The following is a 13,952-nucleotide window of genomic DNA, read 5'->3' as shown; positions in this document are numbered from 1 at the left end:
TGAGCCAGTGATCTCGTGCCCGAGGGGCGGCACGCTGCGGACGCACACGGCTGGGCGCGGGCGCCGGAGGCGACGAGTCCCACCGGAGGGGCAGGACCGGCGCTAGTCTCCGCGCGTGGCGGAGCTGGCTCCGTTGGTGGGGCGCGACGACGAGCGGCGGCTGCTCGTCGACGCGCTGACCCGGTGCCGGGCCGGGCAGGGCGGCGTCGTCCTGGTCAGCGGTGAGGCCGGTGTCGGCAAGACCCGGCTCGTCTCCGAGGTGCTCGGCCGCTGGGACGGGGACGTGCTGGCGGCCACGGCCACTCCGGGAGGCGCCCCGTACGACGTCCTGGACAGCGCGCTGGCGTGCGCCGTCGGCGCGCGGCGGCAGGACCGCGACACGGACGCGGCGCGGGTGGTCACCGAAGCGCTGCGGGCGACCACGCGGATCCGTCCCACCGTCGTCGTCCTGGAGGACCTGCACCTCGCCGACGCCGCGTCGATGGAGGTCCTGGTCGCGCTCGCGCAGGCCCCGCCGTCCGAGCTGCTCGTCCTCGGCATCTACCGCAGCGACGGGCTACCGCGCTCCTCTCCGATCCGGGTGCTGCGGACCGAGCTCCGTCGTGCCCGCCGGCTCGTCGACGTCGCGCTTCGCACGCTGACCGAGGCGCAGACCGGTGAGCTGCTCGCCGACCTGCTCGGCACCTCCCCGTCGGCCCGCCTGGTCGAGGTGGTGCACGGGCGCACCGAGGGACTGCCCTTCTTCGTGGAGGAGCTCGTCTGGGCGCTCCGCGACGCCGGGTGCCTCACCGAGCGAGCGGGCGCCGTGGAGCTGGACGAAGGGGCCGGACTGCCCCTTCCGGAGAGCGTGACCGACGCCGTCCTCAGCCGGACCGCACAACTGCGCGCCGACCACGGCGCGGCGGTGCAGTGCGCTGTCGCGCTCGGCGTCCGGGTCGACCTCCCGGCACTGGCCGAGCTCGCAGGTCCGGCGGAAGCCGACCGGCTGATCGACGAGGGGCTCCTCGTGGAGCTCGACGGCGGCCTCGCGGTGTTCCGCCACGCACTGGTGCGGGAGGCGCTCTACCGAAGCATCCCCTGGTCACGTCGACGAGCCCTCCACCACGACGTCGCAGAGCTCCTCACCGACCACGGAGCACCGCCCGCCGTCGTGGCGGAGCACTGGCTCGACGCCCACGAACCCGCGAAGGCGCGGCCACTGCTGGTCGCCGCCGCCGAGGCGCTCTGCGCGACGCACGCCTACCGCGACGCCGCCGATCTCGCGCACCGTGCCCTGGCCCTGTGGCCGGACGGCGACGACCCGGCCGGGCGGCTGACGGTCCTGGAGGGGCTCGGCGAGTGCGCCGAGCGCAGTGCTGATCCCCGCACGGCCGCGGAGGTGTGGGCCGAGGTCGCGGAGGGGTGCCGAGGCACCGACGTCGGCCGAGCGGCGCTCGCCCACCGACGGGCGGCCAACGCTGCAGAGCTGGCCGGCGACCTGAGCCGGACGGCGGCGGAGCGGGCATCGGCCGCGGAGGCCTTCGAGCAAGCCGCCAGGCCGGCCGAGGCGGCCGAGCAACGGCTGGCACTGTGCGCCCAGCTCAGGTCCGCCGGACGTCTGTCCGAGGCGCTGCACGAGAGCGTCGCGGCGACAGGAGCGGCACGGCGGGCGGCACGGCGCGACCTCGAAGCCCACGCACTCGTCCTGGAAGGGGCGGTGCGAGCGGCGCTGGGAGGAGGACAGCGGGCGGTCCAGTTCGCGCGCGCGGGACTGGAGCTCGCCGTCTCCGAGCAGGTGACCGGGCTCGCTGCCGAGGCGCAGTACGGGCTGGCGGAGGCCCTGGAGTACGCCGCGGACTACGCGGGCGCCGTTCACGCCTACGAGTCGGCGTACGAGCTGTGCCGGGCCGACGGACTGGAGGAGTTCGCCGCCATCTGCTTCGTCTGCATGTCGCCGGCGGCGCGGTTGATGGGGGAGTGGGACCGGACCCTGACCGTCTGCGCGGACGTGCTCGCGGACGACGGAGTCACCACGATGGCCCGGCGGGTGGCCGAGGAGGAGTCCGGCCTCATCGCCGTCCTCCGCGGCGAGCGACGCGGGATGCGAGGCCCCCTGCGCCGGGCAGCGGACTTCGGGCGGGCCCAGGGCATCTTCGGGCTGGAGGTGGGCGCGACGTGGGGCCTGGCGATGGCCGCAGACCTGGACGGCGACGCCGACACCGCCGTGACCACCGCAAGGAGGCTGATGGAGCGGTGCCGCGACACGGAGGAGTGCCACTACGCCCTGCCCGCCCTGCGCTGGGCGGCGACGTTCCTCGCCGCGCAGGGCGACGCGGCCGGCGTCGCGGCCTGTCACCGGATGACGGCGGACAAGGCGACTCGGAACGGCTCGTCGAAGGTTCTCTCCGCGCTCGCCCACGTCGGTGGGGAGCTGGCGGCCGTCGACGGAGATGCCGCGGCGGCAAGGGCGTCGTTCGGGCGGTCGGTGGAGCTTCTGGCCGACATCACCGCGCCCTACGAGGAGGCGCACGCCCGGCTGCGCGTGGGTCAGTTGTGCGCCGTCCTCGGGGACAGGGCGGCTGCGGTCCCCGCGATCAGCAGCGCCTACCGGACCGCTCGCCGGCTGCTCGCCCGACCCCTGGCGCGCCGGTGTGCCACCGCCCTGGCGGAGCTCGGGGAGCCGGTCGAGCAGCGGCTCGGCCGGCTCGCCGCACGCGGCATGGAGCCGAACGGTCTCACCCGCCGGGAGGCCGAGGTGCTGCAGCGGCTCGCCCACGGCCGGACGAACCGGGAGATCGCCGGCGAGCTGTTCCTGAGCACGCGCACCGTCGACATGCACGTCCGGAACGTCTTCTCGAAGTTGGACTGCTCCTCCCGGGCCGCCGCGGTGCGCCGGGCCGTGCAGCGGGGGCTGATCGCGGTCCGCTGATCACCCGCAACACGGCAACGGTCGTCCGGCAATCACGGCAGGACGACGGATCCGGCCGCCGGCCGACTGCACGACGATCGGTGCGTCGCTGGTCCAGCGACCACACAGCACAGGAGGAGCCATGTCCACGACCGTCGTCGACCTCGTCGCCCGCGCCAAGGGTCAGGTCGAGAACCTCGATCCGGAACAGGTGGCTCAGGAGGCGGCCGACGGCGCCGTCCTGGTGGACCTTCGCGAACCAGGGGAGATCCAGCGGGACGGCACCATCGACGGGGCGGTGCAGGCCCCGCGGGGGATGCTCGAGTTCTACGCCGACCCGCAGAGCCCCTACCACCGTGCGGAGTTCGACCCGTCCCGCCGCACGATCCTGTTCTGCGCCTCCGGGGGGCGGTCAGCCCTCGCGGCGAGCACCCTCTCGCAGCTGGGCTACGCCGACGTGGCGCACCTCGACGGCGGCATGAAGGCGTGGCGGAGCGACGGGCGCCCGGTCGTCCACCCCGAGGCTTGATCAGGTCGCGGCGCAGGAGTCCATCGACACCGTGATGCGACATGAACCCCCACGGTGATGGCCGTGGGGGTTCATGTCGGTGTCCGAGGGGCGACAGCACACGGCTCCTACCCGGTGCGGTCATCGCGGCTCGTCTGGATAGAGAGCATGCATGGGACGCATGCGAGGCATCTGGCAGCGGCCGGAGGGTCTGGTCTACCTCCCCGACCTGCTTCTGGCACCGGAGGAAGGCGAGTTCCTGAGCCGCATGGCGGGCGAGCCGTACGGCGAGGTCCGCCTGCACGGCCAGGTCGCGCGCCGGACGGTTCGCCACTACGGGGTGAGCTACGACTTCGAGGCGGCAGAGATCGCGCCCGCAGATCCGCTCCCGGAGTGGCTCGCGGAACTGCGTCGCCGGTGCGCCGATCTCCTCGCCACCGCCGACCATCGGCTGGCCGAGTGCCTGCTCACCCGCTATCCGGCAGGCGCCACCATCGGTTGGCACCGGGATGCGCCGGTCTCCGGCGACGTCGTCGGTGTGTCCTTGAGGTCTGCCTGCCTGCTGCGGTTCCAGCGCGGCCAGGGTGCCGAACGCCGTGTCTTCGAACAGGCACTCGAGCCCCGATCGACCTACGCACTGACCGGCCCCAGCCGGACGGCGTGGCAGCACAGCATCCCCGCCGTCCGCGAAGAGCGGTATTCGATCACGTTCCGGACGATCAGCCGGCGCTCGCTCTCCAGGAGATGAACATCCTGGAAGCCACGGAGCCAGGAAGGCTCCAGGCATCCTGACCAGTCGCTCGCCGGCAGTGGGGAAGCCGAGCCTCGTGGCGGCTGCCGAGCTGCTTCGGCCGCACCGGTGGCTCCGGGGTCGGTCGCCCCCGCACTGGAGGGTCCATACCCAAACCGCGAGTGCATCAGGGGAGCTGCCAGAAGTCGCCGGCCAACCCGAGGCGGTCGAGGATGGCTTGATTCTGTTGTCGGGAGTGGGGCTTCCACTGGGGCGAGAGCCGGTCGCCCCACCAGGCGTGCGCAAGGGCGCTCAAGGTGGTCACCGGCATCGTGGCGCCTGGGCACCGGAGGCCGAGCCAGCGGTCGATGTGCTCCTCCGACCGGAAGAGATTCATCGTGCTCTAGGTGAAGACGATGTCGTCCCACCAGCGCCGCGCGGGCAGCAAGCAGTGGAAGAGCAGGGATGACTCGTCGGGCTGTTCGTCCTCGACGGCGATCGCGAGGGGTTCACCGCAGTCGGGGCAGGACGCCTCGATCCGTCCGTTGCTCTGGAGGGAGGCGCAGATCCCGAAGGCATCCCAGGCACAGTTCGCGTACCACCAGCGGTCGCTCGCCCGAACCCGGTACGCCGTCGGGACAGCGGAGAAGGGGTTGGCCATGCGGATCTCTGTTCCCGCCGTGTTGAGGACGAGCGCGTGTTCGTCGTGCAGGCGTCGCCACCCCTCGTGGACCTCCGCGGCCGTCGACTCCGTCGCGGCCGCGACTTCGTCGGCGGACGGTGCCCGACCGAGGACGACAAAGGCGCGGTAGGTCTCGTTACGCAAGGCGATGTCGGCAGGGCTCATGTGCAGGAAGTGTGGCCCTGTCCGGTCCCCTCCGGGGCCGGCCGGCGTCCGCACAGACGGCTGGTCGGCCTCGCTACCGGCCCGCGGCACCTTCTGAGAGGGGCGGCACCTCAGATCGCCGCACCGCTCGCGCACCGGCCACAGCAGGACCGGAAAGCCGAACCCGGACGCGGTGCATGGTCCACCGCGGGCGTCCGCAGGTACGGTCGGAACCCCGTCGAAGGGCTGGCTGTGCCTGTCTTCATGATCGAACGCCGATACGCCGACGACCTGGAACTCAGCGCCGAGGGCGCGGACGACGTCAACCGGATCAATTCCGACGAAGGCGTGCAGTGGCTGTACTCCTTCCTGTCCGCCGACAAGCGCAAGACGTACTGCCTTTACGAGGCGCCCTCGGCCGAGGCGATCCGCCGCGCAGCCGCGCGCGCCGGGCTGCCCGCCGACGTCGTCGTCGAGATGACCGCGACGGTCCGGCCGGACGGCTCCCTGGTCCCGCTCTGAGCCCCCGGCTACTCCAGCAGCCCGTGGGCCGCGGCGAACATCGCCGCCTGGGTCCGGTTCCCGGACCCGGTCTTGGCCAGGATGCTGCGCACGTGGTTGGCGGCGGTGTTCTCGCTGATGACCAGGCGCTCCGCGATCTGCCGGTTGAGCAGGCCCTCGCCCAGCAGCCGCAGCACTTCCGTCTCGCGAGCGGTCAGGCCGCCGGGACGGCGGGGCGCGGGGATGCCCGGCACCGCGCCCCCGAGGAGCCGCAGGACCCGCCGGAGTCCGAGGGGTTCCGCCAGCCGGCGGGCCTGCCCGGCCACGTCGTCCAGCACCCTGATGTCGGAACCGGTCCGCCGCCCGTGGAGCACCTGAGCCACGAGGGTGTGGGCCTGGTGCAGGGGCGACCCCATCCGGGAGTCCATCTCGAGGGCCGCGGCCAGTTCCTCGTCCGCCGGCCCGTCCAACAGTGAGTCGAGGGCGCCCAGGTACCGGTCGGCGCTGCCGAACACGGCGACGAACTGACCGGCCACGAGGTTGGTACCGGCGTACTCGGCCATCATGGGATGCAGGGCCTGCGCCGCCGGCGCGTCCTCGAGGAACAGCGCCGCCTCGACCGCGTAGACCAGGACACACGGCCACTGCGCCGAGTCCTCGTACCGTGCCAGCCGGCCGTCGAGCAGCCACCTCAGCAGTCGCGCCGCAGGCCCGGGCAGCTCCAGTTCGGTGTAGAGGGCGAGCAGGCCCGGCGCCCAGTGCTCCTCGGGCGACTCGTCGCCGGTGATCAGGGCCCGGACCTGCCCGACCGTCCCGCTTTCCCGCCGGATCATGTAGCTCTGCACGGCGCACGGGCCCTCGGTGTCGTCGCTGCCGAAGGACGTGCCCAGGTCCTGGAGCACCCCGCAGGTGCGGTGCGCCGCGGCGAAGTCCCCGGCGCTGAACTGCCGGGCGTAGCTCATGCAGCCGGCCATGTAGTCGAAGAAGGTCTGCCCCGTGGCCCGGGCCATCCGGACCAGGTCGTCGTGGGCCTGCGCCAGGGAGACCGGTTCGCCTTGAAGGTATGAGATGACGCCGCGGTAGTAGGCCGCGGGACCGAGATGCCCCAGCGCCCCCGTCCGGTCGGCCAGCCGGGACAGCTCCTCCGCGCGGGCGAATTTGTCCGGGGCGTCCTCCGGGCGCAGACCGTTCCAGAGGCTGGCCTGCAGGGCGTGGGCCAGGAGCTCGTCGTCCCCGTGCTCCCGCGCCAGGTCCACCGCCCGGCGGCCGAGGGCGCCCGCCTCCCCGGTGGCCCCGGTGAAGGCCATCGCCCGGCCGAGACTGGCCAGGCCGCGCACGTAGCCCGGGTCGGCCGGATCGGCGTCGATACCCGCGAGGGCGTTCTCGAGCAGGTGCACCGCCCGGTGCCCCGGGAGGCCGGGACGCCAGGACGCGTCCTCGTACGCCACGGCGGCGGCCAGTCGCTCGGCGGGGAGTCCCGTCCCGGCCGCCACCCGATCGGCGAGCGCCCGGGCGCGGGCGAAGTCGCCGGCGAGCAGATGGCTGCCTGCCGCCGACAGCACCAGCCGGCTGCGCTCGCCGTCGTCGTCGCTGAGGGCCGCCGCCTGCTCGAACCACCCCGCCGCGTCCTCGTGGGCGAGGCTGCGTGCAGCGGACCGGGCCGCCTCGGTCAGGTGGCGCACGGCCTCGGCGGCGTGGCCGAGGGCCTGCGCCTGCGCGTAGTGGAAGGCCAGCTGCTGGGTCCGTCGCTCGGACGCCGGGATCGTCGACTCGACCGCCCGCGCGACCCCGGCGTGCTGCTGCAGGCGGCGGGACGCCGGCATCAGGTCGAGGACCGCCTGCCGGCACAGGGCATGCGGGAAGCGCAGCACGTCGTCCGAGGGCGGCACGGGCTCGAGCAGCCCGAAGGCGACGGCCTCGTCCAGCCCGGCCAGGGTGGTCTCCCGGCTCCACTCGGCCGCCGCCAGGACCGTGGCGACGTCGACGTCCTCCCCGACGACGGCGGCCAGCTCGACGGTCTGCCGCGCCGGGAGCGGAAGCCGTTCCAGCCGGCCGAGGATCGTGTCGCGCACCGAGGCCGGCGCCTGCTGCCCGGCGAGGAGCGCCCCGCCGCGCGCGGAGTGGTCGCGCCACAGCTCGCGCAGGAAGAACGGGTTGCCCCCGGTCTGGTCCCGCAGCACGGTGGCGGCGCTGCGAGCGGCGAGTGGGGAGAGATGCCCCTCCTGGACCAGGTACTGCGCGATGTCCTCGGCGGCCAGGCCGGCCAGGTCGAGCCGACGCACCCCGTCGAGCCGGTAGAGCTGCGCGATCGCGCGGACCAGCCCGGCGGAGCGGTCCGGGGCCGTGGTGCGGTGCGTGCCCAGGACCAGGATGGGGCAGTCGGCCGTGCGCTCCACGAGGTGCGCGAGCAGTTGCAGCGAGGACGGACCGGCCCAGTGCAGGTCCTCGAGCGCGAGGACGAGCGGCTGGCGGGCGGCGACGTCGCAGAAGGCATCGACCGCCGCGTCGTACAGCGCCCGCCGGTACTCGTGCGAGGGGCCGTCGCCGTCCTCCGGTGACCCCCGGCCGGCGAGGGTCGACAGCCGCTCGTCGTGCCCGGCCTCGGTCCGGGCGCCGAGCAGCGCCGCCAGCGCCTCGCCGAACGGCTGGTAGGGCGGACCGAACTCCGCGGCACACGTGCCGACCAGGACGGCCGCCCCGTGCCGGTGCAGGGTGGTCGCGACCTCGGCCAGCAGACGGGACTTGCCGGCCCCCGGCTCGCCGCCCACGAAGACGACCTGCCGGCTACCGGCGAGGACCGCGGGCCAGACCTCCTCGAAGGTGGCCAGCTCCGCCCACCGGCCGACGAAAGCCGGGCGCGCGGGTGCGGACCAGCGCGCCGGCAGCGGAGGAGGCGCCCAGCCGGACACGAGCCCGACGCTAGCCCCCTCCGCCGCAGGGCGTCGATGACCAGATCTGGTCATGGACTACCGGTGGAGGAGTTCCGCACTTCTGGTCATGTGCCGGCCCCCTCGACGTCCCTAGCGTCGGTCGTGACCCGCCGGAACGGCCGGACCCGACCCGAGGAGCAGTCATGGTCACGTCAGCGCTCGACACCCTCGCCGAACGGGTGAGCGGCCCCCTGGTCCGCCCGGGGGACGAGGACTACGAGGACGCCCGTCACGTCTACAACGCCATGATCGACGCACACCCCGCGGCGGTGGTCCGGTGCACGGACACCGCCGACGTGGTCGCCACGGTGCGGTACGCCGCCGACACCGGCAGCCCGCTCGCCGTGCGCGGCGGCGGGCACAGCGTGCCCGGGTTCGGCACGGCGGACGACGCCGTCGTGGCCGACCTCTCGGGCATGCAGGCGGTGGACGTCGACGACGAGACCCGCACCGCCACCGCGGGGGGCGGCACCACCTGGGGACGGTTCAACGACGTCACCGCCGCCCACGGCCTGGCGACGACCGGCGGCATCATCTCCACCACCGGCATCGGCGGCCTCACTCTCGGCGGCGGCATCGGCTACCTCTGCCGGGGCTACGGGCTCTCCTGCGACAACCTGCTGTCGGCCGAGGTGGTGACCGCCGACGGGTCGGTCGTGACCGCCAGCGAGTCCGAGCACCCCGACCTGTTCTGGGCGCTGCAGGGCGGTGGCGGCAACTTCGGTGCGGTCACCGGGTTCACCTACCGGCTGCACCCGGTGACCACCGTCTACGGCGGGCCGATGTTCTTCGAGCTGTCCGACGGCGCGGCGATCCTGCGGCACTTCCGGGAGTTCATCCGGACGGCGCCGCGCGAGTACGGCGGCTTCCCCGCCTTCCAGATCGCGCCGCCGCTGCCCTTCGTGCCGGAGAACCGGGTCGGCGAGCCGTTCGTGGCGTTGGTGTCGTGCTGGACGGGGAGCCCCGCCGAGGGCGAGCGCATCCTCGACGGCTTCCGCCAGGTGGCCCGACCGGTCGCCGAGCACACCGGCGAGATGCCGTACGCGGCGCTCAACAGCGCGTTCGACGGCCTCGTGCCGCCGGGGCTTCAGCACTACTGGAAGGCCGCCTTCGTGCGCGAGCTGACCGACGACGCGATCGCCGCGCACATGGAGCACGGGCCGAAGGTGCCCACCGTCAACTCGACGGTGCACCTGTACCCGATCAACGGCGCCGTCCACGACGTGGCGGGCGACGCCACCGCGTTCGGTCACCGCGACGCGTCGTTCGCGCCGGTGATCGCCGGCATGTGGCCGGATCCGGCGGACAACGAACGCAACACGGCATGGGTCCGCGAGTACTACGCGGCGATCGTTCCGCACTCCGAGGCAGGCGGCTACGTCAACTTCGCCTCGGCCGACGACCAGTCGCGGGCCGCGGCCAACTACGGCACGAACCACGCCCGGCTGCGGGAGGTCAAGCGCCGCTACGACCCCGCCAACCTGTTCCACCTGAACCAGAACATCGAGCCCTGACCCGTGCCCACCGCGGCGCCGGCACCGAGGAGACATCATGCGCGTCATCGCCCGCTCGGATTTGCCCATGGCGATCGAGGGGGGAGGTGTCGAGTTCCGCACCGACCGGGCCGGCGAGAACAACATCGCCTGGGTACGCCTGCCTGCCGGAGCGGACCTCCGGCCGGGCCTGGCGGGCCTACCGGGGGACCTCTGCCCTTGCCCCCACTGGGGTTACATGATCTCCGGCCGGCTCGTCATGCACACCAAGGACGGCGACTCGACCTATGCGGCGGGACAGGCCTTCTACTGGGCCCCCGGGCACGCGCCGGAGGCTCTCGAGGACTGCGAGTACATCGACGTGTCGCCGACCGCCGAGCTCGAGGAGGTCATCCGCCACCTGCAGGGCGGCTCCGCCTAGTCATCGTCGTCGAGTGGCCGTAACGGTGTCCGAGGGCGACTTGGTCATGGCCCGCCGCGGATACCTCCGGCGGAACGAGCGGTCGAGCATCGAAAGGCCACGTCAGGAGCCGGAAGGCGTCGGTCGACCAGCTGCCGCAGGGGGACCTGGGCATCTTGGGGTGGTCGATCGCCCTCGGGGAGCGCAGGCAGCGAAAGCACCGAAGCGAAGCCGATGCATCCGCGCCCACCGGCGGAGACGAAGACAGGCCATGAGCGTGATCACCGCAGACGACGCCCCCGATGTCCTCCTCGTGGAGTTCGAGCTGGCCCGAGTGCACCTGGCGGCAGCCACCGCGGCCCTGCGCCACAAGGACACGCCTGCCGCGCGCAGGGAGGTCGCGGACTGTCGGGCGCGGATCGACCGGATCCTCGATTCGTGGAACGCCGGCGTCCGAGTCCCTCTATGACTCGGCTCGTCCCTCCGATGCGGCGACAAATCGCACGCTGGTCACGGGCCTCAGCAGGCTGACGAGCCGCCTGGTCAGGTCCCGGCCGCGGTCAGCGCCGAGACTGGAGCGCCGCTGGGCGTTCGACCAACTCGGCCGGTGCCCCCGTGGAGGCGGACGTCAGCCCCTCACACACGCGATGCTGCGGAGAAACCGGTGTCCGAGGGGGGACTTGAACCCCCACGCCCGATAAAGGGCACTAGCACCTCAAGCTAGCGCGTCTGCCATTCCGCCACCCGGACAAGGTGCGGCGCCCCGGAGGGCGTCGGGGAGAAGCATAACGGAGCCGTCCCCGGCGTTCACGCACCCCCGGTGGCACGATCACCGGCATGTCCGAGCCGACCGCGCAGCCCCTCGTCCGAGCCCAGGCCGAGGTCGCCGAGCTGCTCTCCGACCTCATCCGGATCGACACCACGAACACCGGGGACACCGCCACCGGCAAGGGCGAGCGGCGGGCCGCCGAGTGGGTCGCGGCCAAGCTGGACGAGGTGGGCATCGGCTCGCGGATCGTCGAGTCGGAGCGGGGGAGGGCCAGCCTGGTCGCCCGCATCCCGGGCGCCGACCGCAGCCGCCCGGCCCTGCTCGTGCACGGCCACCTCGACGTCGTCCCCGCCGACCCCGCCGAGTGGAGCGTCCACCCGTTCTCCGGCGAGGAGCGCGACGGCTACATCTGGGGCCGCGGCGCGGTCGACATGAAGGACATGGACGCCATGGTGCTGGCGCTGGTGCGCGACTGGGCCCGCACCGGCGTGCAGCCCCCGCGCGACATCGTGCTGGCCTACGTCGCCGACGAGGAGGCCGGCGGCAAGCTGGGCGCCCACTACCTGGTCGACGAGCACCCGGACCTGCTGGAGGGCTGCACCGAGGCGATCAGCGAGGTCGGCGGCTTCAGCATCACCGTCCGCGACGACCTGCGTCTCTACCTCGTGCAGACCGCCGAGAAGGGCCTGGCCTGGATGCGCCTGACGGCCGGCGGCAAACCCGGTCACGGCTCCTTCGTGCACGACGACAACGCCGTCACCCGGCTGTGCGAGGCGGTTGCCCGCATCGGCAGCCACCGCTTCCCGCTCACCCTGACCCCGCCGATGCGCGAGTTCCTCGCCGCCGTCGAGGACGCCTACGGCGTGGAGATCGACCCGGCCGAGCCCGAGCTGGCGCTCGCCCGTCTGGGCAGCATCAGCCGGATGATCGGCGCGGCGCTGCGCAACACGGCCAACCCGACGATGCTCACCGCCGGCTACAAGGCCAACGTCATCCCCGGCACCGCCAGCGCCACCGTCGACGGCCGCTTCCTCTACGGGCAGGAGGAGGAGTTCGAGCGCCAGCTCGCCGCCCTCATCGGCGAGGGCGTGCAGCGCCAGTGGCTGGTGCACGACCAGGCGGTGGAGACGACGTTCGACGGGCCGCTGGTCGACCAGATGGTCGCCGCGCTCAAGGCCGAGGACGACGGCGCCCGCCCGGTGCCGTTCACGATGAGCGGCGGCACCGACGCCAAGAGCTTCCAGCGACTGGGCATGCGCTGCTTCGGTTTCTCGCCGCTCCGGCTGCCCCCGGACCTGGACTTCGCCTCGCTGTTCCACGGCATCGACGAGCGCGTCCCGGTGGAGTCGCTGACGTTCGGCGTCCGGGTGCTGGACCGCTTCCTGCGCGCGGCGTGATGTGATGCCGGGGTGACTTCCACCGCCCCCGGCCCCGGATCCGTCGCCCTCATCACCGGAGGGACCGGCGGCTTCGGCCGCGCCCTCGCCCGCACCCTCAAGGAGCGCGGGGTCACCGTCGTCCTCTCCGACCTCGACAGCGACCGGAACCGGCAGGTCGCCGCCGACCTCGGCTGCGAGTTCGCCGTCCTCGACGTCACCGACCGCGCCGCCAACGAGGCGCTCGTCGCCCGGATCGAGGCCGACCACGGCCGGCTGGACGCCGCCTACCTGAACGCGGGCATCTCCGCGGCCAAGAGCGACGACGCCCTGGACCTCGACGAGTTCATGCGCGTGGTCGACATCGACCTGTTCGGCGTCGTCTACGGCGTGGCCGCGGCCCGCCCGGCGATCAAGCGCGCCGGGGGAGGGGCCATCGTCGTGACCGCCTCCCTCGCCGGGCTCTCCCCGATGGCCACCGACCCCGGCTACAGCGTCGCCAAGGGCGGGGCGATCGCCTTCGTCCGCTCGATGGCGCCCCGCCTGGCCGCCGAGGGGACGACGATCTCCGCGATCTGCCCCGGCTTCGCCGACACCGCGATCATCGACCGGATCCGCGACCAGTTCACCGCCGCCGGCTTCCCGGTGCTCAGCGCCCAGGAGGTCGCCGACGCGATGGTCATGGCGTGGGAGGCCGGGGAGCCGGGTGCGGCCTACGTCATCCAGCCCGGCGTCGGCACCGTGCCCTACACGTTCAAGGGCGTCCCGGCTGCCCGGACGGCGACCGGCGAGACGGCCGTCGTCCCGGAGGCGCTGCGCCCGCCGTCGATGCGCTGAGCGGGCCCGGCGTGCGCGAACACGCCGCACACGTCACGATCACCGCTGGTGGGTCCAGTCGGTCGTCCGCGCCTCTCAGTCGACGACGGGACCGCGGCAGGCGAAGAGGAACGCCGGCGGCACGTTCCACGGGGTGACCCGCCACGTCACGGTCGCGAACCGCTTGCGGAAGTCGGCCAGCATCAGCGGCGAGTACTGGATGACGACGGCGGTGCCGTCCGCGGCGAGCGCGCCCGGCAGCACGTCGAGGATCCGCTGGCGCAGCTTCTGGTCCAGCGAGGTGTAGGGCAGCGCGGAGACCATGACGTCGGCCTTCGCCCCGCCCAGGTGCGCGGCGACGTTCTCCGCGGAGTCGCAGACGACGTGCACGCGCGGGTCGTCGAACCGCTCGTCGAGCAGCTTGGCCAGCCGGGGGTCGATCTCCAGCGTCACCAGCCGGGCGCCGGGCTTCATCCGGGCCAGGATCTCCTGGGTCTGCGCGCCGGTGCCCGCGCCCAGCTCGACCACGAGGTCGGCCGCCGGCACGTCGGCCAGGTCGAGCATGTCGCGCACCGCGGTGCGGGACGTCGGGAGCACGGCGCCGACCTGACGCGGGTTGGTCAGGAAGGCGCCGAGGAAGCGCAGACGGTCGGTGACGTGCTGGAGCATCGAGTCCCTTTCCGGGCCGCACCGGGGCGGGCGACCGTCGAGGGGCA

12 protein-coding genes and 1 tRNA gene are annotated in these 13,952 nt (G+C 73.3%); 9 read left to right on the top strand and 4 right to left on the bottom strand.

What is annotated here, in order from left to right:
* The first annotated feature begins 115 nt into the window (after positions 1 to 115).
* From C5507_RS05605 to C5507_RS05595, 3 genes are all read left to right on the top strand, one after another.
* Complete coding sequence (locus C5507_RS05605; protein ID WP_104527543.1) at positions 116 to 2,908, top strand: helix-turn-helix transcriptional regulator; 2,793 nt, start codon at positions 116 to 118, stop codon at positions 2,906 to 2,908.
* A gap of 121 nt (positions 2,909 to 3,029) precedes the next feature.
* Positions 3,030 to 3,416 (top strand): rhodanese-like domain-containing protein, encoded by a 387-nt coding sequence (locus C5507_RS05600; protein WP_104527542.1) that lies wholly within the window; start codon positions 3,030 to 3,032, stop codon positions 3,414 to 3,416.
* Positions 3,417 to 3,567: 151 nt separating this feature from the next.
* Entirely contained in the window at positions 3,568 to 4,143 is a 576-nt protein-coding gene (locus C5507_RS05595; RefSeq protein ID WP_104527541.1) for an alpha-ketoglutarate-dependent dioxygenase AlkB, read from the top strand.
* A gap of 385 nt (positions 4,144 to 4,528) precedes the next feature.
* Here C5507_RS05595 and merB read toward each other — a convergent pair whose 3' ends face one another.
* Complete coding sequence (merB, locus tag C5507_RS05585) at positions 4,529 to 4,972, bottom strand: organomercurial lyase (RefSeq protein ID WP_104527539.1); 444 nt, start codon at positions 4,970 to 4,972, stop codon at positions 4,529 to 4,531.
* Positions 4,973 to 5,215: 243 nt separating this feature from the next.
* On the opposite strand from merB, the gene C5507_RS05580 reads away from it, so the two are divergent.
* The gene (locus tag C5507_RS05580) at positions 5,216 to 5,473 is read left to right on the top strand and encodes a nickel-binding protein (RefSeq protein WP_242611027.1); all 258 of its coding nucleotides are present in this window, start codon (positions 5,216 to 5,218) and stop codon (positions 5,471 to 5,473) included.
* An 8-nt stretch (positions 5,474 to 5,481) separates the two neighbouring features.
* Here the strand turns inward: C5507_RS05580 and C5507_RS05575 are convergent, their stop codons facing one another.
* A complete protein-coding gene (locus C5507_RS05575) occupies positions 5,482 to 8,361 on the bottom strand; it encodes an ATP-binding protein (RefSeq protein WP_158657515.1) in 2,880 nt (959 codons plus the stop codon).
* Between the two features lie 164 nt (positions 8,362 to 8,525).
* Between C5507_RS05575 and C5507_RS05570 the strand changes: the two genes are divergently transcribed.
* The 3 genes from C5507_RS05570 to C5507_RS05560 all read left to right on the top strand — a co-directional run bounded on the left by C5507_RS05570 (position 8,526) and on the right by C5507_RS05560 (position 10,744).
* Positions 8,526 to 9,896, top strand: coding sequence for an FAD-binding oxidoreductase (locus tag C5507_RS05570; RefSeq protein WP_104527536.1), 1,371 nt, complete (start codon positions 8,526 to 8,528; stop codon positions 9,894 to 9,896).
* Positions 9,897 to 9,933: 37 nt separating this feature from the next.
* Positions 9,934 to 10,296 (top strand): cupin domain-containing protein, encoded by a 363-nt coding sequence (locus C5507_RS05565; RefSeq protein WP_104527535.1) that lies wholly within the window; start codon positions 9,934 to 9,936, stop codon positions 10,294 to 10,296.
* 250 nt (positions 10,297 to 10,546) lie between these two features.
* Positions 10,547 to 10,744 carry a hypothetical protein gene (locus C5507_RS05560; RefSeq protein WP_104527534.1) on the top strand — a complete coding sequence of 66 codons (198 nt, stop codon included), beginning with the start codon at positions 10,547 to 10,549 and terminating at the stop codon, positions 10,742 to 10,744.
* 196 nt (positions 10,745 to 10,940) lie between these two features.
* Here the strand turns inward: C5507_RS05560 and C5507_RS05555 are convergent.
* Positions 10,941 to 11,025 (bottom strand) — tRNA-Leu (locus C5507_RS05555).
* Between the two features lie 87 nt (positions 11,026 to 11,112).
* Here C5507_RS05555 and C5507_RS05550 point away from each other — a divergent pair.
* Together C5507_RS05550 and C5507_RS05545 are read left to right on the top strand one after the other, a co-directional pair.
* Positions 11,113 to 12,441 (top strand): M20/M25/M40 family metallo-hydrolase, encoded by a 1,329-nt coding sequence (locus C5507_RS05550; RefSeq protein ID WP_104527533.1) that lies wholly within the window; start codon positions 11,113 to 11,115, stop codon positions 12,439 to 12,441.
* 12 nt (positions 12,442 to 12,453) lie between these two features.
* Complete coding sequence (locus tag C5507_RS05545) at positions 12,454 to 13,257, top strand: SDR family oxidoreductase (RefSeq protein WP_104527532.1); 804 nt, start codon at positions 12,454 to 12,456, stop codon at positions 13,255 to 13,257.
* Positions 13,258 to 13,332: 75 nt separating this feature from the next.
* On the opposite strand, the gene C5507_RS05540 is transcribed toward C5507_RS05545, so the two are convergent.
* Entirely contained in the window at positions 13,333 to 13,905 is a 573-nt protein-coding gene (locus C5507_RS05540; protein WP_104527531.1) for a class I SAM-dependent methyltransferase, read from the bottom strand.
* Between the last annotated feature and the right edge of the window lie 47 nt (positions 13,906 to 13,952).

It is taken from the genome of Blastococcus saxobsidens (assembly GCF_002938435.1).
In the GTDB taxonomy this organism is placed as follows: domain Bacteria; phylum Actinomycetota; class Actinomycetes; order Mycobacteriales; family Geodermatophilaceae; genus Blastococcus; species Blastococcus saxobsidens.
This window is presented reverse-complemented; position numbering and strand designations above follow the sequence as displayed.